The following is a 23,989-nucleotide window of genomic DNA, read 5'->3' on the forward strand; positions in this document are numbered from 1 at the left end:
CCTACGGGTGCTTACTGCTTGCCGCAGTTCGAGGCCAGCTTCTGCTCGTCCTCCGTGAGGGTGGGGCCCGGGGAGGGAGCGGCTGTGGTGGGCTTGGAGTCGGGGGTGGAACCGTCGGCGGGCGGCTTGCTCGCCTGGTCCGCGGCCTTGTCGGCGGCCTCACGGCGCTGCTCGGCCTTCTTGCAGGCCGACGCCTGCGCCGACAGCTCCGCGATCTTCGTCTGCGCCTTGCCGAGGCTGCCGCCGGCGATCGTGTCCTCGACCTGCTTGCGCTGGTACGCCGGCAGGTACTTGAGTTCGATCTCGGGGTGGTCCTTCTCCACCTCCGACAGCGAGACCCAGGCCAGATCCTGGCTGATGCCCCGGTACAGCGCCACGTGCTCCTCGTTGGAGCCGACGTAGTACTGCGTCTGCGTCCAGCGGTAACCGCCGTACGCACCGCTGCCGAGCACGGCCAGCGCCAGGATCAGGAAGAAGCTCCGCTTCAGCCACTTGCGGCCGCCGCGCTGCTTGGTGAAGTCCTCGTCGCTGTACGACCCGAACGAGCCCTGCGGCGGCATCCCGCCGTACCCGTGGTCGTCGCCGCTGCCGGGCGGGCCGAAGCCGCCCGCCGGGGGCTGCTGGTGCGGTGCGTGGCGGCCGAGCCCGGAGGCACGGCCGGCCGGCGTCTGCATCGCCCCGCCGTCCGACGGCTGCACCTGGTTCTCGGCGACCGCGCCGACGATCACCGGGGTGTCGCTGAGCTGACCGGCGAGGGTGTCCCCGCCGTCGACGTCGAGGACGTCGGCGACGATCACCGTGATGTTGTCGGGGCCACCGCCGCGCAGCGCGAGCTGGATCAGCTCCTGCACGGTCTCCTGCGGGCCCTGGTAGCTGGCGAGGGTGTCCTCCATCGTCTGGTGGGAGACGACCCCGGACAGCCCGTCGGAACAGATCAGATAGCGGTCGCCGGCCCGGACCTCACGGATCGACAGGTCGGGCTCGACGTGGTCGCCGCTGCCCAGCGCCCGCATCAGCAGCGAACGCTGCGGATGGGTCGTGGCCTCCTCCTCGGTGATCCGGCCCTCGTCGACGAGGCGCTGCACCCAGGTGTGGTCCTGCGTGATCTGCGTGAGCACCCCGTCGCGCAGCAGGTACGCCCGGGAGTCGCCGACGTGCACCAGACCGAGGCGCTGACCCGTCCACAGCAGGGCGGTGAGCGTGGTGCCCATGCCCTCCAGCTGGGGGTCCTCCTCGACCATCATCCGCAGCTGTTCGTTGGCACGCTGCACCGCCGCACCGAGCGAGGTGAGGATGTCCGAACTGGGGACGTCGTCGTCGAGCGTGACCAGCGTCGAGATCACCTCGGAGGAGGCGACCTCACCGGCGGCCTGGCCGCCCATGCCGTCGGCGATGGCGAGCAGCCGGGGACCGGCGTAGCCGGAGTCCTCGTTGCCCTCGCGGATCATGCCCTTGTGCGACCCGGCGGCGAAGCGCAGTGACAGGCTCATGCGCACCTGCCCCGTCGACGTCGCCTCGGGGTACAGCCGGTCTCGAGCCACACTGCCCACCCTCCGGTCGGGAGCCCGTGCCGGGACACGGCCGGGACCCCACGGTCCGCCGCGCGGCCCTCCGTGGGGGCCGCGTCGGCCCGCTCGCTCCGCTCGCTCATTGTCGTACTACTTCCGCAGCTCGATGACGGTCTTGCCGATGCGGATCGGCGCGCCCAGCGGAATCGGCGTGGCGGTGGTGAGGCGGGTCCGGTCGAGATACGTGCCGTTGGTGGACCCGAGATCCTCGACGATCCACTGGCCGTCCCGGTCCGGGTAGATCCTGGCATGGCGGCTGGACGCGTAGTCGTCGTCCAGCACGATCGTCGAATCGTGCGCCCGCCCCAGCGTGATGGTCTGCCCCTGCAGGGCGACCGTCGTGCCGGTGAGGGTGCCCTCGGAGACGACGAGTTTGGTCGGGGCGCCGCGGCGCTGCCGCCCGCCGCCCGTGTTCTGCTGGCCGCGTTGCTGGGGCGGCGCGGCCGCCTGCTGGCGCTGGTTCTGCTGCGGACGGGTGTCCTGGCGGCGCGAACCGCGCTGCGTGACACGCGTGCCGAACAGGTCGCTGCGGATGACCTGGACGGCCACGATCACGAACAGCCACAGAACGGCCAGGAAACCCAACCGCATGACCGTCAGGGTCAGCTCTGACATTGCCCCCGCTTCACCCTTCGGCTTGCCGGTAAACGATGGTGGTGCTGCCCACGACGATCCGCGAGCCGTCGCGGAGCGTAGCGCGGGTGGTGTGCTGCCCGTCCACCACGATGCCGTTGGTGGATCCGAGATCCTGGATCGTCGAGGGCGTTCCGGTCCGGATCTCGCAGTGCCGGCGGGAGACGCCGGGATCGTCGATCCTCACGTCCGCGTCGGTGCTGCGGCCAAGGACCAGAGTCGGGCGGGAGATCTGATGGCGGGTGCCGTTGATCTCGATCCACCGGCGCACCTGGGCGCCGGAGGAGGGCATGGGGCCGGGGCCACCGGCGGTGGGACGGCCGGCGGGAGCCTGGCCGGGGCGCTGAGCACCGGCGCCCGGCGGCGGGGCCGCGGGCATCGGCGGAGCGCCGGCCGGCGGGTAGCCGTAGCCACCCGGAGCGCGACCCTGCGCGGGGCCGGAGGCCGGGGCCTGCGGGGCGGCATGCTGTGACGAACTCGACGCGAGAGTGCGGCTGCGCACCCGGTACAGACCGGTGTCGAGGTCGTCGGCCTTCTCCAGATGGACCTTGATCGGGCCCATGAAGGTGTAGCGCTGCTGCTTCGCGTAGTCCCTGACCAGGCCGGCGAGCTCGTCGCCGAGCTGGCCCGAGTACGGGCTGAGGCGCTCGTAGTCCGGCGTGCTCAGCTCGACGATGAAGTCGTTGGGGACGACGGTCCGCTCGCGGTTCCAGATCGTGGCGTTGTTGTCGCACTCGCGCTGGAGAGCACCCGCGATCTCGACGGGCTGGACCTCGGACTTGAAGACCTTGGCGAAGGTGCCGTTGACCAGACCTTCGAGCCGCTGTTCGAAACGCTTCAGGACTCCCATGGGGCACCTCCTCCGTCGTTGTCGTCCTGGTACTGCTTACTGATCGTATCCACGCGTCGGGAAATCGGCTGGTTCCCCTTCTCTGCCCTGTGGACGAGTGTCACCTCTCACAGACCTTCCCCACGGATCGTAGAGGCGGCCTGTGGACAGTGTCCCGCACCCGGCGAGCGAGCAGGGGGACCGGGCGGGGCGGTGGGGGTGGTCCGCCCCGTTCCTCCCGTTACCCGTCGGCTCCTTCTTCACGCCGAGTGTCCCTCCTCTCTCTGTGGACGCGTACATCCGTCCCGGCATTCGATCGGGCACCGGTCTCGCGGTCCGTGCCGTCGTCGGTGCCGTGATCCGTCCCGTCATCCGCGCCGCCGCCTGTCCCGGTCCGCGTCTCGGTCCGGGCCTCCGTCCGGTCTCCGTCTGTCCCTGTTCGTTCGAGGAGGGGGTCAAACAAACGGATGTGAATCCACGGTCTGCGACGTGCTAATCTTCAGATGTCGCCAGGCGAACACACCGAAAAGGTGAGGGAGCCCGGAGCACACCCAATGCGCGGGTGGCGGAATAGGCAGACGCGCTGGATTCAGGTTCCAGTGCCCGCAAGGGCGTGGGGGTTCAACTCCCCCCTCGCGCACCAGACGGAAGCCCCGTAGGTCTCGACCTACGGGGCTTCCGCGTTTTCGCGGTTTCCGCGCTGGATGCCGGCTGCCGGGCCGGTGGCCGAGGTGCCGGGCGGGTGACCGAGGTGCCGGGCCGGTGGCCGAGGTGCCGGGCCGGTGAGACGTTCGTCGCGTCGGGGAGCGACGAAAGAGAGCCGCGACGCCGGGACGGCGCTGCCTAGGGTGCGAGCGTGGACGCGACTTCGAAGAGCAGGGACGGGATCCGCGCCGGCTGGACATGGTTCGCGACGCCCGGAATGTGGTCGCGGCGCAGGACCGCCGGCGAGGTGGTGCTCGCCGTCGTCATGGCGCTGCTGGCCGCCGGCACCGAGGAACTCGCCGGAGAGGAAGGATGGCGGCTCGCCGCGGTGGGGCTGGGCGCCGCGGTCCTGTCGTTGCTGCGCCGCCGGCTGCCCTCCACGACGCTCATCCTCACCGGCGGCCTCGCCCCCCTCCTGCCGGGCTTCCTGGTGCTGCTCATCCTCGTCGGCTGGTCCTCCGGCCGGTACATCGCCGGCGCCGGCCGCGCGCTGATCGCCTTCACCGTCGCGTACGTCCTGAACATCACCACGTCCCTGCTCGACATATGGGACCTCCACCGGACCCTGACCGTCGTCTTCATGTCGACGCTGTACTACCTGGGGACGACGCTGGCACCGGGCCTCGCCAACCGGTACTGGACCCAGCGGCGGAGCCTGCTCCACGCCCTCCAGGAGCGCAACGCCCAGCTGCTGAGGGAACGCGCGATGGTGGCCTCGTCGGCCCGGCTCCGCGAGCGGCAGCGCATCGCCCAGGACATGCACGACAGCCTCGGGCACCAACTCGCCCTCATCTCCGTCCACACCGGCGCCCTGGAGGTCGACCGGGAGCTGACCGACCGGCAGCGCGAGGCCGTCGGTGTCCTGCGCAACGCGTCGGTGACCGCCATGCACGAACTGCGCGAGGTCGTCGGCATCCTGAGCGACGGCGTCGAGGCGCCGGTCGAGTCGCCCAGCGCGCCGGTACGGGCGACCGACGAGTCCGGGCGGGCGGCACGGGGGACCGCCGGCATCGAGGGACTCGTGGAGGCGGCACGCGCCGCGGGCAACGCGGTGGAGCTACGGCGGCTCGGGGAGTACCAGCCCCTCCCGCCGGCCGCCGACCACGCCGCGTACAGGATCGTCCAGGAGGCGCTCACCAACGCCTACAAGTACGCGCCGGGCGCCCCGATCGACGTCGAGGTGCGGTACGAGCCGGACTCCTTCGTCGTCGAGATCGGCAACGGACCGGTCGCCGACCCGCCGCGGGACGTCGTGAGCGGCGGGCAGGGGCTGACGGGGCTGTACGAGCGGGCCCGGCTCGTCGGCGGCATGGTGCACGCGGGCCCGGCCGACGGCGGCGGGTTCAGAGTCGCCGGCGTCCTCCCCTACGGGGTGGTCGAGGCAGCGCCTTTGGTCGATGTGGCCGACGACTTCCGGCAGCAGTCGACGCGGCCCCTGGTCGGCGACCTTGGTCCGGTCACGATCGGACCGGCCGACCGGACGTTCACGGAACGGGAGCTGGCGATGGCGATGCGCGGGGGCAGGAGCACGGGTCGCGGGGTCGCGGTGGGGTGCGGGATCGCGTTCGCGGCCCTGGTGCTGCTGCTGGTGGCGGGCGGCTTCGGCATCTACTTCCTGGTCGGTGCGATGGAGAAGGGCATGATCGACCCGGGCGAGTACGACGCGGTCGAGGTCGGTGCGGCCGAGAAGGAGGTCCGCGACAAGCTCCCGTCCGGCGACACCATCGCCACCGCCGGTCTGCACGGCAAGGGGCCAGCGGAGCCCGAGGGGTCGACGTGCCTGGTGCTGATGTCCTCGGAGGTCGTGGACAGCCCGGCGGAGCCGGTTTTCCGGTTCTGCTTCAAGGACGGCAAGCTGATCGAGAAGAAGTCGTACGAGGTCAAGCGCTAACGCTGACCCGCCCGAATCGGTAGCCGTTGGGGAGTAGCTGTGACAGGGCAGCGCATCAGGGTCGTGATCGCCGATGACGAGCCGCTGATCAGGGCCGGGATCCGGATGATCCTCACCTCGGACCAGGACATCCAGGTGGTGGCGGAGGCTGCGAACGGGCGGGAGGCGGTCGAGCAGGCACGGGCCCACACCGCCGACGTCGTCCTCCTCGACATCCAGATGCCGGTCCTCGACGGGCTCTCCGCACTCCCCGAACTGCGTCGGGCGGCGCCCTCGACCAAGGTGATCGTGCTCACGACCTTCGGCGAACGGGACAACGTCCTGCGGGCCCTGGAGCACGGCGGCGCGGGGTTCCTGCTGAAGGACACGGCACCGGCGGAGCTGATCCGGGCGGTACGGGCCGCGGCGGCGGGGGACGCCTATCTCTCGCCCGCCGCCACCCGGCACGTGGTGGAACAGCTGGCCTCGGGGCGGGAGGTGGCCCGCGCCGAGCAGGCGCGCACGAGGGTGGCGGCGCTGAGCGAGAAGGAACGCGACGTGCTCGCCCTGCTCGGTGAGGGGCTGTCCAACGCGGACGCCGGGCGGCGCCTCCACATGAGCGAGGCCACCGTGAAGACGTACGTCAGCAGGATCCTCGCCAAGCTGGGCTGCGAGAACCGGGTGCAGGCCGCCCTGCTGGCGCGCGACGCGGGACTCTAGGCGGGCGGGGGCGCAGAGGGGCGCAGAAGGGCGCTCGGGGGCGCGGAGGGGGCTTCAGGGGGCCGGCGCGAGCCTCAGGGGTTCGGGGTGGTGGCGTCGTCCGCAGGGCTGTCGGGGCGGGGGCTCGGGCTGTCCTGGCCGGCGGTGGGGCCGTCGGGGAGGGCGAGGGGCCCGGCCGCGTTGTAGCGGAGCAGGTACGCGGCGAATCGGGCGAGGTCCTCGGCCGACCAGTCCTTGAGGCGTTCCTGGTAGGCGGCCCGTCGGCTCGCCTGGGTGGAGGCGAGGACACGGGTGCCCGCTTCCGTGGGATGCAGCACCTGGACCCGGTGATCCTCCGGGTCCGGTCGCCGCTCGACCAGGCCGAGCTTCTCCAGACCGCCGACCTGGCGGCTGACCGTCGACTTGTCCAGCAGGTAGTGGGCGGCGAGGTCGGTGGCGCGGCAGCCGTGCCGGTCGACGATGTGGGCGAGCAGCGTGTACGAGACGAGCGGGAGCTCGGGATGGAGCCGGGCCGCCGCGGCGCGGGCCCGGCGGGCGAACGCCGTCAGCTCCCGCTGGATGGTGTCGACCGATGTCTCACGCGGGGCGTCGGTCATGGTGCGCTCCTTGCCTCGGGTGCCGGGTTGCTCGACGACGGTTCAGTTGTATAGTACAACGGTTCTTTAGTTGTAAAAGCCAACCATGGAGGTGAGTGCCCGTGTCCGCACGGACCGTGGGATCGGCATCGGCGGCGGCGGCGGTGGTACCGGCGGGAGCGCCCTCGGAGGGAGGGGCACCGGCGGGAGCGCGTTCGGCGGGGGCTGCACCGGGCGGCGCGCCTTCGGCGGGAGCTGCACCGGGCCGTGTGCCTTCGGCAGGGGCTGCACCGGCCGGTGCGCTGCGGCACGTGCTCGGGCACCTGCTCACGCCGCTCCTCATGTGCGTCGGCATGGGACTCGCCTACCTCGGCGCCTTCCACTCCCCCCAGCCCCACGACCTGCGCGTCGACGTCGTCGGCTCCGGCACCACCACCCAGGTCCTCGCCCAGACCCTCCACGACAAGGGCGCCGGCGCCCTCGACGTCCGTACCGTCGCCGACCGGCAGACCGCCGTCACCGCACTGCGCGAGCAGACCTCCTACGGGGCCTACATCCCCGGCCCCCACCCCGAACTCCTCGTCGCCACCGCCTCCTCGGACACCAGCGCCATGGCCGTCGAGAAGGTCTTCACCAAGGTCGCCGCGGGACAGGACGCGCCCCTCGAAGTCACCGACGTCGCCCCCGTCTCCGACGGCGACCCCACCGGACAGGGCGTCTTCTTCCTGCTCGTCGCCCTCAGCATCGGCTCGTACGCCTCCGTCGCCGTCATCGGCGGCGCGGGCGCCGTCCTCCCCCTGCGGATCCGCGCCCTGCTCGCCGCCGGAACATCGCTCGCCGTCAGCCTCATCGGCACCGCCTTCGCCGGACCGATGTTCCACCTCGTCGACCACGGACTCGGCGGAGTCTGGGCGATGTCATGGCTCTACTCGGCCGGGATCCTGCTGATCGGCGTGGGCCTCCACACCTTCCTGCGCCGCTGGACCACCCTCGGGGTGATGGTGCTGTTCGTCATGCTCAACTTCACCAGCTCCGGCGGCATCTACCGCCCCGAACTCCAGCCCGGCCTCTTCGCCGCCCTGCACGCCTTCTGGAACGGCGCCGGCTTCGTCGAGGGCGTCCGCAGCCACGTCTACTTCGACGGCCACGCGCTCGGCGGACACCTCCTCGTCCTCGCCCTGTGGCTCCTCGCCGGAGTCGCCCTCATGACCGTCGCGGCGCTCGCCGAGGCACGCCGACGAACCGCCGCCGAACCGGACCGGGCCGCCGAAGCCGCCACGGCGCACGGCATCGCCGAGGGCGGCGCGAAGACGCCGACGACCGAGGAGGAACGCACGGCGGAGGAGGAGCTGGAGGAGACCGTCGGGGTCTGAGCCTCCCTCGGCGTCCACGGCTCGTGGGCCAGGGCTCGCTTCCCACGCCCGTGCTCACCGCTCGCCGTCCACGGTCCGTCCTCCCCAGGGTGTCGTCGACGGCACGTCGTCCACCGACCGTTGTCCACCGACCGTTGTCCACCGACCGTTGTCCACAGAGCGTTGTCCACAGGGGAAGACGGGCCACCTGACCCGGCGGTACCGTCATGCCCGGTTGATGTTGAACAGCGCCACACCAAGTCGGGGGAGGACGTCTCATGGGCGAGATCCGGGCGGTCGTACCGGAACAGCGAGGCACGGACAGCGGACGCGTCCCGCACGTGCCCGGCTTCGCACAGCGGGCAGCCGCAGGGGCGACCAACACCCCCAAGGAGCAGGGCAAGTTCCTGCGCGACCGCGTCCCACGCTCCACCCACAGCACGCTCGACCTCACCGACGACCGGCCCGACGCCGTCCGCGCCGTCGAGGAATCCAGCCGCGACCGCGTCAAGGAACTCGCACCGATACGGGTCGGCCGAATGGCCGCCAGCCCCTTCGCTTTCCTGCGCGGCTCCGCCGGACTCATGGCCCACGACCTCGTCGGCTCCCCCGTCACCGGCATCGCCGCCCAGATATGCGGCGACGCGCACGCGGCCAACTTCGGCCTCTACGGCGACGCCCGCGGCCGCCTCGTCATCGACCTCAACGACTTCGACGAAACCGTCGTCGGCCCCTGGGAGTGGGACCTCAAGCGCCTCGCCACCTCCCTCGTGCTCGCCGGACGGGAAGCGGGAGCGAGCGAAGACACCTGCCGGGCCGCCGCCTTCGACACCGTCGGCGCCTACCGCCGCACGATGCGCCTGCTCGCCAAGCTCCCCGCACTCGACGCCTGGAACGCGATCGCCGACGAGGAACTCGTCTCCCACACCGACGCCCGCGACCTGCTCGGCACCCTCGAACGGGTCTCGGAGAAGGCCCGGAACAACACCAGCGCACGCTTCGCCGCCAAGTCGACCGAGTCCGTGACCGACGCCGACGGCGGAGGCCGGCGCTTCGTCGACGCACCACCGGTACTGCGCCGCGTACCGGACCAGGAAGCGGAGGCGGTCGCCGCCTCCCTCGGCGACTACCTGGCCACCGTCTCCGAGGACCGGCTGCCGCTGCTCGCCCGGTACGCCGTCCACGACGTCGCCTTCCGTGTCGTCGGAACCGGCAGCGTCGGCACCCGCTCCTACGTCGTGCTGCTCCTCGACCACCGGGGAGAGCCCCTGGTCCTGCAGGTGAAGGAAGCCCGGCCCTCGGCCCTGCTCCCCCACCTGCCGGCCGTCGGCTTCGCCGTCCCGGACGAGAGCCACGAAGGACGGCGTGTGGTCCTCGGCCAGAAGCGGATGCAGGTCGTGAGCGACATCCTGCTCGGCTGGACCACCGTGCAGGGGCGCCCCTTCCAGGTGCGCCAGTTCCGCAACCGCAAGGGCAGCGTCGACCCGGCCGCCCTCGCACCCGACCAGGTCGACGACTACGGCCGCATGACCGGCGCGCTGCTGGCCCGCGCGCACGCGCACAGCGCCGACCCGCGCCTGATAGCCGGCTACTGCGGAAAGAACGAGGAGCTCGACGAGGCGATCGCGGCCTTCGCCGTCGCGTACGCCGACCGCACCACGGCGGACCACACCGACCTGGTCACAGCGGTGAACAACGGCCGGATAGCGGCCGAGCTCGGAGTGTGACGGCCGACGCCTGCCCGCCCACGGGCCGACGTCGCCGACAGGGGGACGGGGGCGGGGCGGGGGGAGGGAGGGGGAGGGGCCCCCGAAGGGATCGTAGGCTGGTGGGGTGACGGACCGGAGCGAGGACGTAGGCGTGGACCAGGACGTGGAGCCGGGCGCGAGCCCGGGTGCTGACGCCGGCGCGGAGCGGCCCGAGGCGCGGCTGGAGAAGGCCGTGCGGGTGGCCGAGCAGGCGCTGATCGAGTTCGAGATCGCGGTCGAGACGTTCCGGGTCGAGGTGGACAACTTCTCCCGGCTGCATCACCAGCGGCTCGGCCCGATGTACACCCGTCTCGACGAGCTGGACGCGCAGATCGCCGAGGCGCGGGCGGCGAAGACCGGGGATCCTGAGGATCTGCGGCGGGCGCAGGAGGCGCGGGCCGTCGTGATGCCGATGCCCGGCGTCGAGGAGCTCTTCCACGACTGGATCGACTCCGACGGGCTCTCCCCCGAGGCCGCCGCGATGCTGACCGAGCAGCCGGTGCAGCCGCCCAAGCGGGTCCGGCCCAGCGAGGAGGCCCGGAAGCAGTATCGCGAGCTGGCTCGGCAGGCCCACCCGGATCTGGCGCGCGACGAGGACGAGCGCAAGCGGCGCGAGGCGTTCATCACGCGCGTGAACGCCGCGTACGCGCGTGGCGACGTGGCGCTGCTGCGTGAGCTGTCCGCCGAGTGGGCCGCGGGTCCGGTGCCGGAGGAGGAGCGGCTCAGCGAGAGCGAGGAGCTGTATGCCCGCCTTGAGTGGCTGACGCAGCGCAAGGAGCTGTTGACGCTGGTGGCGCGGGAGCTGGAGGAGAGCGCGATCGGCGCGATGCTGCGGATGGCGCCGGACGACCCGGACCAGTTGTTGGAGGAGATCGCCGAGCAGCTGCTGGCGCAGGTCTCCGAGCGTGAGGCGGAGCTGGCCGCGCTGGTGCAGTAGGTTTTTGTCCGACCTTGGTTCTGAACGAGAGAAGGCCCGTCCCATGAACTTCGCCCCGCTGCCCTCGGTGGAAGCGGCCTCCGTGCCGGCCGATGCCCTGGTGCTGGATGTCCGGGAGGACGACGAGTGGGCGGCGGGTCATGTCGTGGACGCGCTGCATGTGCCGATGAGTGACTTCGTGGCGCGGTTCGGTGAGGTGACCGAGGCGGTGGCGGACGGCCGTCGCGCGTATGTGATGTGCCGGGTCGGTGGCCGTTCGGCGCAGGTCACGCAGTATCTGGTGCAGCAGGGGATCGACGCGGTGAACGTCGACGGCGGGATGCTCGCCTGGGACGGTGCCGGGCGGCCGGTCGTGGGGAACGACGGCGGCCCGGGCTTCGTCCTGTAGGGGTCGGTTCAGCCGAGGGGGTGGGCGGCCAGGAGGTCGCCGAGGGCTTCCTCGTGGGCGGCGGCGGGGCCGAGGGCGAGTTCGAGCTGTTTGGCCCAAGCGTGGTAGCGGTGCAGGGGGTAGTCGGTGTCGGCGCCGAAGCCTCCGTGGAGGTGTTGGGCGGTCTGGACGACGCGGCGGACGCCTTCGGATGCCCAGATCTTGGCGACGGCGATGTCCGCGGCGGCGGGCAGTGGTCCGCCGGCTCCGGTGCTGATGCGCCAGGCGGCCTGCCAGAGGGTGACTTCCATGGCGCGCAGGTCGATGTAGCGGTCGGCGGCCTGGACGGCGACGGCCTGGAAGGTGGCCACGGGGTGGCCGAACTGTTCGCGTTTGCCGGTGTACTGGCTCGTCATGGTGAGGACGTTCTCGCCGAGGCCGAGGGCGAGGGCGCAGGTTCCGGTGGCGAGGACTCCGCGTAGCCATTCCCAGGCGTCCTCGGTGTCGATGACGTCGGCGCTGTCGAGGCGTACGGAGTCGAGGTGGAGTTCGGCGAGGAGTTCGCCGTTCGTGGAGTACTGCTCGGCCAGGGTGAGGCCGTCGTGGGTGCGGGGGAGCAGCGCGAGGACGGTGTGTCCGTCGGCGGTGTGGGCGGGGACGGCGATGCGGTCGGCGCCGTGGGCCCAGGGGACTGCGCTCTGGAGGCCGTCGAGGATCCAGTCGGTGCCGTCGTGGTGGGCGGTGACGGCGAGTTCGGCGGGGTCGTGGCCGGTGCGGCCGTTCGTGGCGGCGGTGAGGACGAGTTCGCCGCGGGCGACGCGGGGAAGGAGCGCGGCCGCTGTGTCGTCGGTGGCGTAGCGCTGGATGGTCATGGCGACCGCGCTGGTCTCCAGGAGGGGGACGCGGGCGAGGACGCGGGCGGATTCGCGCAGGACGAGGCAGAGGGCGGTGGTGTCGAGGCCGGCGCCGCCGTGTTCGGGGGCGAGGACGAGGCCGAGGAGGTCGGAGGCGGCGAGGCGGGACCAGAGGGGTCGGTCGAAGTCCTCGGCGACGGCGTGGGGGGTGAGCGCGGGGCTCGGTACGGCGTCGGGTGTGACGCCGGAGAAGACCGCTTTGGCCGCTTCGACGGCCGCCTGCTGTTCTTCGGTGAAGGTGAAGTCCACGGCCATGCCCTCCCATTGGCGATCTGACGGATCGTCAAGATAGAACAGGTTCTAGGTGAAGGGAATGGCCGCGGGGGCTTCAGCGGTCGAAGTCGAGTTCCACTTCCGCGGTGGCGGGGTGGGACTGGCAGGCCAGGACGTATCCGGCCTCGGTCTCTTCCGGTTCCAGGGCGAAGTTGCGGTCCATGCGGACCTCGCCGTCGACGACGAAGGCGCGGCAGGTGCCGCAGACTCCGCCCTTGCAGGCGTAGGGGGCGTCGGCGCGGGCGCGAAGGACGGTGTCGAGGAGCGTTTCGCCTTCCTGTACGGGCCAGTTGCCGGAGCGGCCGTGCAGGGTGGCGGTGAGGGTGGCGTGGACGGGTGCGTCGGCGCGGGGTGCCGGCGCGGGTGCCGAGCCGTCGTCGACGTGGAAGATCTCCTGGTGGATCCGGGTGCGGTCGACGCCGAGTCCGCGCAGGGCGTGCTCGGCGCTCTGGACGAGGCCGAAGGGGCCGCACAGGAACCAGCCGTCGATGTCGGTGACGGGCAGGAGCGCGGGGAGCAGGGTGGTGAGGCGTTCCTTGTCGAGGCGTCCGGAGGGGAGGCCCGCCTGCTGCTCCTCGCGGGAGAGCACGGTGATGAGCTGGAAGCGGTCGGGGTAGCGGTCCTTCAGGTCGGCGACCTCGTCGAGGAACATCGTGGAGGAGGCGGTGCGGTCGCTCCGTACGAGGCAGAACCGGGCGTCCGGTTCGGCCGCGAGGAGGGTGGCGGCCATCGACAGGACCGGGGTGATGCCGCTGCCGCCGACGACGGCGGCGAAGCGGCCGGGCCGGGGGGCGAGGGTGAATCGGCCCATCGGTTCCATGACCTCGACGGTGTCGCCGACGGACAGTTCCTTGAGGGCGTAGGTGGAGAACTCGCCGCCGTCGACGAGTCGGATGCCGACGCGCAGGACGGGGTCCTGGCCTTCGGGGGTGGCGGCGGCGCAGATCGAGTAGGTGCGGCGGATCTCCTGGCCGTCCTGGGAGGTGCGGCGCAGGGCGAGGTGCTGGCCGGGGGTGTGGCGGTAGGCCTCGCGCAGCTCGGGCGGGACTGCGAAGGTGACGGCCACCGAGTCGTCCGTGAGCTGCTCGACCTCGCTCACCCGGAGCGGATGGAACCCGGCCCGTCCGGGGCGTGAGGACTGCATCTACAACTCCTTGAAGTGGTCGAACGGTTCGAGGCAGGCCGTGCAGCGGCGCAGCGCCTTGCAGGCGGTGGAGGAGAACCGGCTGAGCAGTTCGGTGTCGGTGGAGCCGCAGTTCGGGCAGCGGATCGCCAGGGTGAGGGCGACGGGCCCGTCGGCGGGGCCTTGGGGTCGAGGTGGGGCGATGCCGAACTCGGCGAGTTTGCGCCGTCCTTCGTCGCTGATGTCGTCGGTCGACCAGGCGGGTGCGAGGACGGTGACGACGGTGACCTCGGGGACGCCGTGCTCGTGCAGCGCGTGCTCGATGTCGCTGGTCATCGCTTCGATGGCGGGGCAGCCGGTGTACGTGGGGGTGAGCTCGACCTCGACGCGGCCCGGGCCGAGGACCTGGACGCCGCGCAGGACGCCGAGTTCGCCGAGGGTGAGGACGGGCAGCTCGGGGTCGGGGACGGCGCCGGCGATCCGGCTCAGTTCCTGCTCCAGGTCCGTCATGGTCACCATGTCGCCCCCGGGTGGCTGCGGTGCAGGTGCTGCATCTCGGCGAGCATCCGTCCGAAGGACTCGGTGTGCAGGCCCTGCCGGCCCGCTCCGGCGGCCCAGGCACCGGTGCGGGGGCCGTCGGGGACGGTGAGGGTGGCCTTTTCGAGGACGGCGGTGACGGAGGCGAGCCAGGCGCTCTGCAGCGTCTCGTGGTCGACGTCGAGGCCGTCGACGGGCTGGAACAGCTCGCCGGTGTAGCGCCAGAGAGCGTCGCAGGCCCGCTGCATCCGGTCGTGGCTCTCGGGGGTGCCGTCGCCGAGGCGCAGGGTCCAGTGCTCGGCGTGGTCCTGGTGGTAGGCGACTTCCTTGACGGCCTTGGCCGCGAGTCCGCTCAGGGGGCCGTCGCCGGCCGCCAGCTGTGCGTAGAGGAGCCGCTGGTAGGTGGAGAAGTAGAGCTGCCGGGCGATGGTGTGGGCGAAGTCGCCGTTGGGCTGTTCGACCAGCTGGGTGTTGCGGAAGGCTCGTTCTTCGCGGAGGTAGGCGAGTTCGTCCTCGTCGCCGACGAGGGAGAGCAGGATCCGTGCCTGGCCGAGCAGGTCGAGCGCGATGTTGGCGAGGGCGACCTCCTCCTCCAGGACGGGGGCGCTGCCGGCCCACTCCCCCAGGCGGTGGGAGAGGACGAGGGCGTCGTCTCCGAGGGCGAGTGCCGCGGCCGTGGTCGGGGTGGTCCTCGTGGTCACAGGTGCTTCACTCCCTCGGGGATCTCGTAGAAGGTCGGGTGGCGGTAGGGCTTGTCCGCCGACGGTTCGAAGAAGGGGTCCTTCTCGTCGGGGGAGGAGGCGGTGATCGCGGCGGAGGGGACCACCCAGATCGAGACGCCTTCGTTGCGCCGGGTGTAGAGGTCGCGGGCGTTGCGCAGGGCCATTTCGGCGTCGGGCGCGTGGAGGCTGCCCGCGTGGGTGTGGGAAAGGCCGCGGCGCGAGCGCACGAACACCTCCCACAGGGGCCATCCGTCGGTGGTCATGCGCCTGCCTCCCCGTGCTTCTGCTGCTGTGTGTGCTTGTCGGCGTATGCCGCGGCGGCTTCCCTGACCCAGGCGCCGTCCTCGTGGGCCTGGCGGCGCTTGTCGAGTCGCTGTTCGTTGCAGGGGCCGTTGCCCTTGAGGACGTCCCAGAACTCGGTCCAGTCGATGGCGCCGAAGTCGTAGTGCCCGCGCTCCTCGTTCCACTTCAGGTCCGGGTCGGGGAGGGTGAGTCCGAGGGCTTCGGCCTGCGGGACGGCGATGTCGACGAAGCGCTGGCGCAGCTCGTCGTTGGAGTGGCGCTTGATCTTCCAGGCCATGGACTGGGCGGAGTGCGCCGACTCGTCGTCCGGGGGGCCGAACATCATCAGGGAGGGCCACCACCAGCGGTCCACCGCGTCCTGGGCCATGGCGTGCTGGGCCTCGGTGCCGCGGGAGAGGGCGAGCAGGGCTTCGTAGCCCTGGCGCTGGTGGAAGGACTCCTCCTTGCAGACGCGGACCATCGCGCGGGCGTACGGGCCGTAGGAGCAGCGGCAGAGGGGGACCTGGTTGGTGATGGCGGCGCCGTCCACGAGCCAGCCGATCGCGCCGACGTCGGCCCAGGTCAGCGTGGGGTAGTTGAAGATCGAGGAGTACTTCTGGCGGCCGGAGTGGAGCTTGTCGAGGAGCTCGTCGCGGCTGGTGCCGAGGGTCTCCGCCGCGCTGTAGAGGTACAGGCCGTGGCCGGCCTCGTCCTGGACCTTGGCCATGAGGATGGCCTTGCGGCGCAGCGAGGGCGCGCGGGTGATCCAGTTGGCCTCGGGCTGCATTCCGATGATCTCGGAGTGCGCGTGCTGCGCGATCTGGCGGACGAGTGACGCCCGGTAGGCGTCGGGCATCCAGTCGCGTGGCTCGATGCGCTCGTCGGCGGCGACGGCGGCGTCGAACACCGCCTCGTAGGCGGCCTGGGTCGCCGCCGTGGCCGCGTCCCGCGCGGACTGTGTGTCCTGCGCGCCCGCGGTCACCGCTGTCGCTGACGTCCCTGTGGTCATCGGACCCCCTACCGACCGATCGTTCGGTTGAATGACTTCAATGGTCGGTCGGCGGCCCGTATGGTGTCAACCCTGTGGATAACCGCGGTGGACGAATCGGGGATCGGGGCCGGATGGACGCGTACGACGACACGGGCGCGCGTGAGGCGCGCCCAGCCACCGGACCGGAGCCCCGCACAGGCCCCGGGATCGCCTCGCTCTCGCTTCCGTACCAGGTCGTCGCGGCCGTCGCGCTGGCCGGCGTCGGCGTGTTCGCCCTGGCCCATCTCGCGATGGTGTTCCTCCACGTAGCGCCGTCGAACACGCTCACCAAGCAGCACGGAGCGGTCGTCGACGACTGGATATATCCCGAGTTCGAGCAGAACTGGAAGCTCTTCGCGCCCAACCCGCTCCAGCAGAACAACGCCGTCCAGGTCCGCGCGGAGATCGCCGGCGCCGACGGCTCGCGGCGCACCACCGACTGGATCGACCTGACGGCGCGGGACACCGAGGCCATCCGCGGCAGCCTCCTCCCCAGCCACACGGAACAGAACGAGCTCCGCCGGGCCTGGGACTTCTACCTGAACACCCACACCGAGGACCACCGGGCCCAGGGGATGCGCGGCCGGCTCTCCGAGAACTACATCCGCCGGATCGTCATGCTCCGCCTCGACGAGCAGCGCCTCGACGGCACGGTGGAGCGGATCCAGCTCCGCTCCACCGTGCGCCCCGTCCCGGCACCGTCGTGGAGCAACGAGAAGATCTCCACCGACCCCGTCCACCGGGAGTACCCGTGGTGGAGGGTGACCCCCGCCGATCTGCCCGGCGGCGCCAAGGACGACCGCACGGAGGCGGCCCGGTGAACCAGCCGCCCCACGACCAGGCCGCGGAGAACCAGCTCCCCGGCGCCCACCCCGCCCCGGGCGCCCACCCCGCCCCGGGCGCCCACGCCGCCCCTGCTGCCCACACCGCCCCGGACGCCCCTGCTGCCAAGGCCGCCCCGGGTGTCCACGCCGTACCCGGCCCGGGCCCCGAGCCCGTCGACCGGCGGCTCGCACGCGCCATCCAGCGGGTCACCGCCGTCGCCCTCGGGCCGTACCAGAGCGCGATCATCCGGATCGGCTTCTCGCTCACCTGGCTGCTGTTCCTGCTGCGCGAGCTGCCCCACCGCCATGAGCTGTACGGCCCCGGCAGCCCCTGGTCGTGGGAGATGGGCCGGCAGCTGATCGCCGACAACAGCGCGTTCACCGTGCTGATGTGGTCGGACGGCGGGCTCTGGTTCGAGTTCGTCTACGTGATCGCCGTGCTCTCCGCCGCGCTGATGCTGGTCGGCTGGCGTACCCGCGCCATGTCGGTGGTCTTCATGGTCGGCGTGCTGTCCCTGCAGAATCGCTCCGTCTTCGTGGGCGACGGCGGCGACAACGTCATCCACCTCGCCGCGATCTACCTCGTCCTGACCCGCTGCGGACAGGTCTGGTCCCTGGACGCCCGCCGGGCGGCCCGCGCGGCCCGTGACGCGGCCGACGGTCTGCCGCCCCGCCGCGACGTCGTCGGACCGCTGCTGTGGGTGGTCCTCGGCGGCTTCCTGCTCGTCGCCACCTCCTTCCTCGACGCCACCGGATCCACCTGGCTGCTGGTGCTGATGTGGGTGCTGTGGCTGGCGCAGGCGCTGTGGTGGGTGGCATGCCGCTACGCCCCGGGCGAGCCGCGCACCCTCCTCGACGTCCTCGCCAACCTCGCCCACAACGCGACACTCGTCGTGATCATGGCCGAGGTCTGCCTCATCTACGCCACGGCCGGCTGGTACAAGATCCAGGGCTCGCGCTGGCAGGACGGCACCGCGCTGTACTACCCGCTCCAACTGGACTACTTCACGCCGTGGCCCGCGCTCTCCGACTTCCTGGGCGCCAGCGGCGTCATGGTGATGGTGCTGACCTACGGGACCGTGCTGATCCAGGTCGCCTTCCCCTTCGCCCTCTTCAACCGCAAGGTCAAGAACGTCCTGCTGGTGGCGATGATCCTGGAGCACGCCGGGATCGCGGTGCTGCTCGGGCTGCCGCTGTTCTCGCTCGCGATGATCTCCGCGGACGCGGTGTTCCTGCCGACGGCGTTCCTGGTCTGGCTGGGCGCGCGGGTGGGACGGGGCCGGGACCGGCTGCTGTCGCGTGGCCGTGCCAAGGTGCCCGACCAGCGCCGTTCGGGTGAGGAACCCGCCGCCCGTACCCTCGTGGGGTGAGCACCGCAGAGCAGTCCGAGCCGATCCAGTACGACGAGGGGTACGCCCCCGAGGTCGGTGTCGGGCCGCATCCGCTGCCCTGGCCGGACGGCGAGCGCTACGACCCCGAGCTGCTGGCGGGCGGGGACCGGCGCAACGTCGTCGACCGGTACCGGTACTGGACGCGCGAGGCGGTCGTCGCCGACCTGGACACCCGTCGGCACGACTTCCACGTCGCGGTGGAGAACTGGGGCCACGACTTCAACATCGGGTCGGTGGTGCGGACCGCGAACGCCTTCCTGGCCAAGGAGATCCACATCGTGGGCCGCCGCCGCTGGAACCGGCGCGGGGCGATGGTCACGGACCGCTACCAGCATGTGCGCCACCACCCGGACACCGAATCGCTGACGGCGTGGGCCGCGGCCGAGGGGCTGCCGATCATCGGGATCGACAATCTGCCGGGGGCGGTTCCGCTGGAGCGGACCGTGCTGCCGCGCCGCTGTGTCCTGCTCTTCGGGCAGGAGGGACCGGGCCTCACCGAGGAGGCCCGGAACCATGTGGAGAAGGTCTGCTCGATCGCCCAGTTCGGTTCGACCCGGTCGATCAACGCGGGCGCCGCGGCGGCGATCGCGATGCACGCGTGGGTGCAGCGGTACGCCGAGATCGACGGCCCGGTGGGGCTCGCGGAGACCCCGTAGGGCCTCCGCGAGACCGTGGGTCACGCCTGGCGGCGGACCTCCACCACCCGGAAGCGGTTGGCGACGAAGGCCGCGTCGCACAGGGCCGCGTTCGCGGCCGGGTTGCCGCCGGAGCCGTGGAAGTCGGAGAACGCCGCCGTCTGGTTGACGTAGACCCCGCCCGTCAGGTTCAGCGAGAGCTGGGCGGACTCCTCCAGACAGACCTCCTCGACGGCCCGCTCGGTGTCGGCCGAGGTGGTGTACGCCCCGACCGTCATCGCGCCCTTCTCGCGGACCGTGCGCCGCAGCAGTTCGAGGGCGTCGGCGGTCGAGTCGACGGCGACGGCGAAGGACACCGGGCCGAAGCACTCGGAGAGGTACGCGGCGTCCGCGTCGGGCTTGGTGCCGTCCAGCTTCACGATGACCGGCGTACGGACGACGGCGCCCGGGAAGTCCGGGTTCGCGACCTCGCGGGAGGCCAGCGCCACCTCGCCCAGGCCGGCCGCCGCCTCGAGGCGCGCCTTCACGTCCGGGTTGACCAGCGCGCCGAGCAGCGCGTTCGCCCGGGCGTCGTCGCCGAGCAGACCGCCCACGGCCGAGGCGAGATCGGCGACCACCTCGTCGTACGACTTGGTGCCCGCGTCGGTGGTGATGCCGTCGCGGGGGATCAGCAGGTTCTGCGGGGTCGTGCACATCTGGCCGCTGTACAGGGACAGGGAGAAGGCCAGGTTGGAGAGCATCCCCTTGTAGTCGTCGGTGGAGTCGACGACGACCGTGTTGACGCCCGCCTTCTCCGTGTAGACCTGCGCCTGGCGCGCGTTGGCCTCCAGCCAGTCGCCGAAGGCGGTCGAGCCGGTGTAGTCGATGATCCGGATCTCGGGGCGGACGGCCAGGGTCTTGGCGATGCCCTCGCCGGGCCGCTCGACGGCCAGCGCGACCAGGTTCGGGTCGAAGCCGGCCTCGGCGAGGACCTCGCGGGCCACGCGGACGGTGAGCGCCAGCGGGAGGACGGCCCGGGGGTGGGGCTTGACCAGCACCGCGTTGCCCGTGGCCAGGGAGGCGAAGAGGCCGGGGTAGCCGTTCCACGTCGGGAAGGTGTTGCAGCCGATCATCAGCGCGATGCCGCGGGCGACCGGCGTGAACTGCTTGGTCAGCTCCAGCGGGTCCCGCTTGCCCTGGGGCTTGGACCAGTGGGCGGCGTCGCCGGGGGTGCGGGTCTGCTCGGCGTACGCGTACGCCACCGCCTCCAGGCCGCGGTCCTGGGCGTGCGGGCCGCCGGCCTGGAACGCCATCATGAAGGCCTGGCCGCTGGTGTGCATCACCGCGTGGGCGAACTCGTGGGTGCGGGCGGAGATCCGGGCGAGGATCTCGACGCAGACCAGGGCGCGGGCCTCGGGTCCCGCGTCACGCCAGGCGCCCATGCCGGCGCGCATCGCGGGCAGCAGGACGTCGATGTCGGCGTGCGGGTACTCCACTCCGAGCGCCGGGCCGTAAGGCGAGATCTCGCCACCGGTCCAGCCGTCGGTGCCGGGCTGGTCCAGCTCGAAGCGGGTGTCGAGCAGTGCCTTGTACGCGTCGAGACCGGCGGCGGCGTCCAGCGAGCCGTTCTCGCCGTACGCCTTCGGGTGCTCGGGGTGGGGCGACCAGTAGGCACGGGTGCGGATGGTGTCGAGAGCCTGGTCGAGTGTGGACCGGTGCTTCTCGGCCAGAGCGTCGGTGGTCAGCTGAGCGGCGGCCATGGCAGGACCAACTCCTCGTCGAGCTGGGCAGGAAGGGACGGACAGAGTTAGAGTAACCGAACGATCGGTCGGGACAAGGGGGTCTGTCGAAGCTGTGGACAACCCATCGGGGAGGATCAGTCGCATGACCGCCAATGTGAGCGATTCCGCGCCGGACGCCGTCCCGGATTCCGGGCCGGTTTCCGTGCCCGCGCCCGGCACCGACGCCATCGACCGGAGCCGGACCGTCGCCGTCGTCGGCACGGGGACCATGGGCCAGGGAATCGCGCAGGTCGCCCTGGTCGCCGGCCATCCCGTCCGGCTCTACGACAGCGCCCCCGGCCGCGCCGCGGAGGCCGTCACCGCCCTCGCCGCCCGCCTGGACCGCCTCGTCGAGAAGGGCCGCATGGAGCGGACCGAGCGCGACGCGGCCGTCGCCCGGCTGCACGCCGCGGCCGAGCCGGCCGAACTGGCCGACGCCGCGCTCGTCGTCGAGGCGATCGTCGAGCGCCTCCCGGTCAAGCAGCAGCTCTTCGCCGAGCTCGAGGAGATCGTCGGCGACGACACCCTGCTCGCCACCAACACCTCCTCCCTCTCCGTCACCGCGATCGCGGGAGGGCTGCGGCTGCCCGGCCGCTTCGTCGGGCTGCACTTCTTCAACCCCGCCCCGCTGCTCCCGCTCGTCGAGGTCGTCAGCGGCTTCGCCACCGACGCGACCGCCGCCACGCGCGCGTACGGGACCGTGAAGAGCTGGGGCAAGACACCGGTCCGCTGCGCCGACACCCCTGGCTTCATCGTCAACCGGATAGCCCGCCCCTTCTACGCGGAGGCACTGCGCGTCCACGAGGAGGGCGCGGCCGACCCCGCCACGATCGACGCGGTGCTGCGCGAGTGCGGCGGATTCCGGATGGGCCCCTTCGAGCTGACCGACCTCATCGGCCAGGACGTCAACGAGGCCGTCACCCGGTCCGTGTGGGACTCCTTCTTCCAGGACCCGAAGTTCACGCCGTCCCTCGCCCAGCGGCGCCTCGTCGAGTCGGCGCGGCTCGGCCGCAAGTCGGGCCAGGGCTGGTACCCGTACGGGGACGGCGCGACGGCACCCGAGCCGCACACCGCGCCCCCGGCCGCCCCGCCCGCCTCCGTGACGGTCCAGGGCGACCTGTACCAGGCGCGGGCCCTGGTGGAGCTGTTCGAGAAGGCCGCGATCGAGGTCGAGTTCGGGGACGACGCCGTCGCCGGCTACCCGGGCTGGATCGAGCTGCCGAGCGGCATCCGGCTGTTCCTCGCCGACGGGACCTCGGCCGACGACGCCGAGATGCCGGTCGTCCACTTCGACCTGGCGCTGGACTTCTCCACCTGCGAGCGGATCGCGCTCGCGCCCTCGGCCACGGTGGACGCGAGTGGTCTCCAGGAGGCGATCGGCCTCTTCCAGGCGGTGGGCAAGAAGGTCAGCGTCATCCGCGACATCCCCGGCATGATCGTCGCCCGCACGGTCGCGATGCTCGCCGACTTCGCCCTCGACGCCACCGCGCGCGCGGTGGCCGACGCCGCCGACATCGACACCGCCATGCGGCTCGGCGTGAACTACCCGCGCGGACCGCTCGCGTGGGGCGAGGAACTGGGCGCCGACTGGGTCCTCGAGACGCTGTCGAACCTGCACGAGGAGTACCCGACGGGCCGCTACGCCCCCTCGCAGGCGCTGCGCCGCCGGGCCGCGGCCGAACGGGCCGCCGCCGAGGCGGACGCGGCCGCACAGGAGGCGACGGCATGACCACGGCGAAGCGCGACACGTACACCCCTGAGACGCTGCTCTCCGTCGCCGTGCGCGTCTTCAACGAGCGCGGCTACGACGGCACGTCCATGGAGCACCTCTCCAAGGCCGCGGGGATCTCCAAGTCCTCGATATACCACCACGTCACGGGCAAGGAGGAGCTGCTGCGGCGGGCCGTCAGCCGGGCCATCGACGGGCTCTTCGCGATCCTCGACGAGCCGGGCGCGGGGCGCGGCCGGGCCATCGAGCGGGTCGAGTACGTCACCCGGCGCACCGTCGAGGTGCTGATGGCGGAGCTCCCCTACGTGACGCTGCTGCTGCGGGTCCGGGGCAACACCGACACGGAGCGGTGGGCGATGGAGCGACGGCGGGAGTTCGACCAGAGGGTGGCCGAGCTGCTGAAGGCGGCGGCGGCCGACGGCGACCTGCGGGCCGACGTGGACATCAAGCTGGCCACCCGACTGCTCTTCGGCATGATCAACTCGCTGGTGGAGTGGTACCGGCCGCTGCCGGGCGCCGACGCGGTGCGCGAGCAGCTCGCCGACACCGTCGTGCACCTCGCGTTCGACGGGCTGCGCACGGCCCGCTGAAGCCCTCCAGGGCCCCGAGAGCTTCACGAAGGCCCACCCGGGGCCACCGGGGCCACCCGGGCCACCCGGGCCCCCGTGGCGGGCGCAGAGCTCCTTTGGCGGGCGCTCAGAGCCCCGTACGGCCCCATGACCCCGTGACCCCGTAAGCCCCCCCAGAGCCCCACACGGCCCCACGACCTGCGTGGGCCCCCAAGAGCCCCGTACGGCCCCGAGGGGCCCCGTGCGGGGCTCTCTCAGTGGTCGGGGTCGAGGTCCGTCTCCTCGAAGACCAGCAGCGTCCGGGTGGAGAGCACCTCGGGGATCGACTGGAGTTTGGTCAGCACCAGCTCGCGCAGGGTCCGGTTGTCGGGGGTGTGGACCAGGAGCAGGACGTCGAAGTCCCCGCTGACCAGCGCGATGTGCGCGGCGCCGGGCAGGGCCTGGAGCTGCTCGCGCACCGTGCGCCAGGAGTTCTGGACGATCTTGAGGGTGATGTAGGCGGAGGCGCCCTGGCCCGCGCGCTCGTGGTTGACGCGGGCGCTGAAGCCGCGGATCACCCCGTCGTCGATCAGCCGGTTGATCCGCGCGTAGGCGTTGGCCCTGGACACATGGACCCGCTCGGCCACGGAGCGTATCGAGGCGCGACCGTCCGTCTGGAGGATGCGCAGGATGTCGCGGTCGATGGAGTCCAGCGGGCGCGCCGGAGGGCCCTGGGGCCCCTGGGGCGCCCCGCCGGGCGCCGTGCCCGGCGGCTGGGCGAGCTCCCGCTCCCAGGTCTCGGCCATTTGTTCATCCGCCATGTCCCCCCGCCTCTCTCCCATGGACGACATGCTCCTATCCCAGGCTGTGGAGAACCGATTGTCCACAGGCTGAGGGTGCCTGTAGCCAAAATGCCT

Annotated in this window: 23 protein-coding genes and 1 tRNA gene; 12 read left to right on the plus strand and 12 right to left on the minus strand. The window is 71.8% G+C overall.

Translation table 11 applies throughout. The annotated features are described in order from the left end of the window. Window positions 1-11: 11 nt before the first annotated feature. From AB0D99_RS12675 to AB0D99_RS12685, 3 genes are all read right to left on the minus strand, one after another. A complete protein-coding gene (locus AB0D99_RS12675) occupies window positions 12-1,490 on the minus strand; it encodes a Stp1/IreP family PP2C-type Ser/Thr phosphatase (RefSeq protein WP_362359571.1) in 1,479 nt (492 codons plus the stop codon). A gap of 168 nt (window positions 1,491-1,658) precedes the next feature. After that, complete coding sequence (locus tag AB0D99_RS12680) at window positions 1,659-2,183, minus strand: FHA domain-containing protein (RefSeq protein WP_362359573.1); 525 nt, start codon at window positions 2,181-2,183, stop codon at window positions 1,659-1,661. A gap of 10 nt (window positions 2,184-2,193) precedes the next feature. Beyond that, the gene (locus tag AB0D99_RS12685) at window positions 2,194-3,051 is read right to left on the minus strand and encodes a DUF3662 and FHA domain-containing protein (protein WP_362359575.1); all 858 of its coding nucleotides are present in this window, start codon (window positions 3,049-3,051) and stop codon (window positions 2,194-2,196) included. A 535-nt stretch (window positions 3,052-3,586) separates the two neighbouring features. Between AB0D99_RS12685 and AB0D99_RS12690 the strand changes: the two genes are divergently transcribed. From AB0D99_RS12690 to AB0D99_RS12700, 3 genes are all read left to right on the plus strand, one after another. After that, window positions 3,587-3,673: transfer RNA gene (locus AB0D99_RS12690), tRNA-Leu, on the plus strand. A 279-nt stretch (window positions 3,674-3,952) separates the two neighbouring features. Further along, window positions 3,953-5,626 (plus strand): histidine kinase, encoded by a 1,674-nt coding sequence (locus tag AB0D99_RS12695; protein ID WP_362359777.1) that lies wholly within the window; start codon window positions 3,953-3,955, stop codon window positions 5,624-5,626. Between the two features lie 39 nt (window positions 5,627-5,665). Continuing rightward, the gene (locus AB0D99_RS12700) at window positions 5,666-6,325 is read left to right on the plus strand and encodes a response regulator transcription factor (protein ID WP_362359577.1); all 660 of its coding nucleotides are present in this window, start codon (window positions 5,666-5,668) and stop codon (window positions 6,323-6,325) included. A gap of 74 nt (window positions 6,326-6,399) precedes the next feature. On the opposite strand, the gene AB0D99_RS12705 is transcribed toward AB0D99_RS12700, so the two are convergent. Further along, window positions 6,400-6,921, minus strand: coding sequence for a MarR family winged helix-turn-helix transcriptional regulator (locus AB0D99_RS12705; RefSeq protein WP_362359580.1), 522 nt, complete (start codon window positions 6,919-6,921; stop codon window positions 6,400-6,402). Between the two features lie 248 nt (window positions 6,922-7,169). Between AB0D99_RS12705 and AB0D99_RS12710 the strand changes: the two genes are divergently transcribed. The 4 genes from AB0D99_RS12710 to AB0D99_RS12725 all read left to right on the plus strand — a co-directional run bounded on the left by AB0D99_RS12710 (window position 7,170) and on the right by AB0D99_RS12725 (window position 11,325). Next, the gene (locus tag AB0D99_RS12710) at window positions 7,170-8,273 is read left to right on the plus strand and encodes a hypothetical protein (protein WP_362359582.1); all 1,104 of its coding nucleotides are present in this window, start codon (window positions 7,170-7,172) and stop codon (window positions 8,271-8,273) included. 257 nt (window positions 8,274-8,530) lie between these two features. Continuing rightward, complete coding sequence (locus AB0D99_RS12715) at window positions 8,531-9,979, plus strand: DUF2252 domain-containing protein (RefSeq protein ID WP_362359584.1); 1,449 nt, start codon at window positions 8,531-8,533, stop codon at window positions 9,977-9,979. Between the two features lie 133 nt (window positions 9,980-10,112). After that, window positions 10,113-10,937 (plus strand): J domain-containing protein, encoded by an 825-nt coding sequence (locus tag AB0D99_RS12720; protein ID WP_362359779.1) that lies wholly within the window; start codon window positions 10,113-10,115, stop codon window positions 10,935-10,937. 43 nt (window positions 10,938-10,980) lie between these two features. Next, complete coding sequence (locus AB0D99_RS12725; RefSeq protein WP_362359586.1) at window positions 10,981-11,325, plus strand: rhodanese-like domain-containing protein; 345 nt, start codon at window positions 10,981-10,983, stop codon at window positions 11,323-11,325. An 8-nt stretch (window positions 11,326-11,333) separates the two neighbouring features. Here AB0D99_RS12725 and AB0D99_RS12730 read toward each other — a convergent pair whose 3' ends face one another. The 6 genes from AB0D99_RS12730 to paaA form a co-directional block, all read right to left on the minus strand. Next, a complete protein-coding gene (locus AB0D99_RS12730; RefSeq protein ID WP_362359781.1) occupies window positions 11,334-12,467 on the minus strand; it encodes an acyl-CoA dehydrogenase family protein in 1,134 nt (377 codons plus the stop codon). Between the two features lie 79 nt (window positions 12,468-12,546). Then, a complete protein-coding gene (locus AB0D99_RS12735) occupies window positions 12,547-13,635 on the minus strand; it encodes a 2Fe-2S iron-sulfur cluster-binding protein (protein ID WP_362359588.1) in 1,089 nt (362 codons plus the stop codon). Then, window positions 13,636-14,133, minus strand: a complete 498-nt coding sequence (gene paaD / locus AB0D99_RS12740; RefSeq protein ID WP_362359590.1) for a 1,2-phenylacetyl-CoA epoxidase subunit PaaD — start codon at window positions 14,131-14,133, stop codon at window positions 13,636-13,638. It abuts the gene before it with no gap. Continuing rightward, window positions 14,127-14,852 (minus strand): 1,2-phenylacetyl-CoA epoxidase subunit PaaC, encoded by a 726-nt coding sequence (gene paaC / locus AB0D99_RS12745; protein ID WP_362359592.1) that lies wholly within the window; start codon window positions 14,850-14,852, stop codon window positions 14,127-14,129. Before paaC ends, paaD begins: the two co-directional genes overlap by 7 nt. Continuing rightward, window positions 14,849-15,136, minus strand: coding sequence for a 1,2-phenylacetyl-CoA epoxidase subunit PaaB (paaB, locus tag AB0D99_RS12750; protein ID WP_260228409.1), 288 nt, complete (start codon window positions 15,134-15,136; stop codon window positions 14,849-14,851). The genes paaC and paaB overlap by 4 nt, the downstream gene beginning before the upstream one ends. After that, a complete protein-coding gene (gene paaA / locus AB0D99_RS12755) occupies window positions 15,133-16,164 on the minus strand; it encodes a 1,2-phenylacetyl-CoA epoxidase subunit PaaA (RefSeq protein ID WP_362359594.1) in 1,032 nt (343 codons plus the stop codon). Before paaA ends, paaB begins: the two co-directional genes overlap by 4 nt. A gap of 113 nt (window positions 16,165-16,277) precedes the next feature. Here paaA and AB0D99_RS12760 point away from each other — a divergent pair, with 113 nt between their 5' ends. The 3 genes from AB0D99_RS12760 to AB0D99_RS12770 all read left to right on the plus strand — a co-directional run bounded on the left by AB0D99_RS12760 (window position 16,278) and on the right by AB0D99_RS12770 (window position 19,056). Then, window positions 16,278-17,006 (plus strand): DUF5819 family protein, encoded by a 729-nt coding sequence (locus AB0D99_RS12760; protein ID WP_362359596.1) that lies wholly within the window; start codon window positions 16,278-16,280, stop codon window positions 17,004-17,006. 200 nt (window positions 17,007-17,206) lie between these two features. Then, entirely contained in the window at window positions 17,207-18,379 is a 1,173-nt protein-coding gene (locus tag AB0D99_RS12765; RefSeq protein ID WP_362359783.1) for an HTTM domain-containing protein, read from the plus strand. Then, entirely contained in the window at window positions 18,376-19,056 is a 681-nt protein-coding gene (locus tag AB0D99_RS12770; protein ID WP_362359599.1) for a TrmH family RNA methyltransferase, read from the plus strand. The genes AB0D99_RS12765 and AB0D99_RS12770 overlap by 4 nt, the downstream gene beginning before the upstream one ends. 20 nt (window positions 19,057-19,076) lie before the next feature. Here AB0D99_RS12770 and paaN read toward each other — a convergent pair whose 3' ends face one another. Next, window positions 19,077-20,774: a phenylacetic acid degradation protein PaaN gene (paaN, locus tag AB0D99_RS12775; RefSeq protein ID WP_362359601.1), complete on the minus strand. Its 1,698-nt coding sequence runs from the start codon at window positions 20,772-20,774 to the stop codon at window positions 19,077-19,079. A 124-nt stretch (window positions 20,775-20,898) separates the two neighbouring features. Here paaN and AB0D99_RS12780 point away from each other — a divergent pair, with 124 nt between their 5' ends. After that, complete coding sequence (locus tag AB0D99_RS12780; protein WP_362359603.1) at window positions 20,899-22,524, plus strand: 3-hydroxyacyl-CoA dehydrogenase; 1,626 nt, start codon at window positions 20,899-20,901, stop codon at window positions 22,522-22,524. Then, window positions 22,521-23,114 carry a TetR/AcrR family transcriptional regulator gene (locus AB0D99_RS12785; protein ID WP_362359605.1) on the plus strand — a complete coding sequence of 198 codons (594 nt, stop codon included), beginning with the start codon at window positions 22,521-22,523 and terminating at the stop codon, window positions 23,112-23,114. The genes AB0D99_RS12780 and AB0D99_RS12785 overlap by 4 nt, the downstream gene beginning before the upstream one ends. Window positions 23,115-23,347: 233 nt before the next feature. Here AB0D99_RS12785 and AB0D99_RS12790 read toward each other — a convergent pair whose 3' ends face one another. Further along, window positions 23,348-23,878 (minus strand): Lrp/AsnC family transcriptional regulator, encoded by a 531-nt coding sequence (locus AB0D99_RS12790; RefSeq protein WP_362359785.1) that lies wholly within the window; start codon window positions 23,876-23,878, stop codon window positions 23,348-23,350. Window positions 23,879-23,989 lie beyond the last annotated feature (111 nt).

Origin of the sequence: Streptomyces sp. NPDC047971 (genome assembly GCF_040653355.1) — a bacterium.
GTDB lineage: Bacteria > Actinomycetota > Actinomycetes > Streptomycetales > Streptomycetaceae > Streptomyces.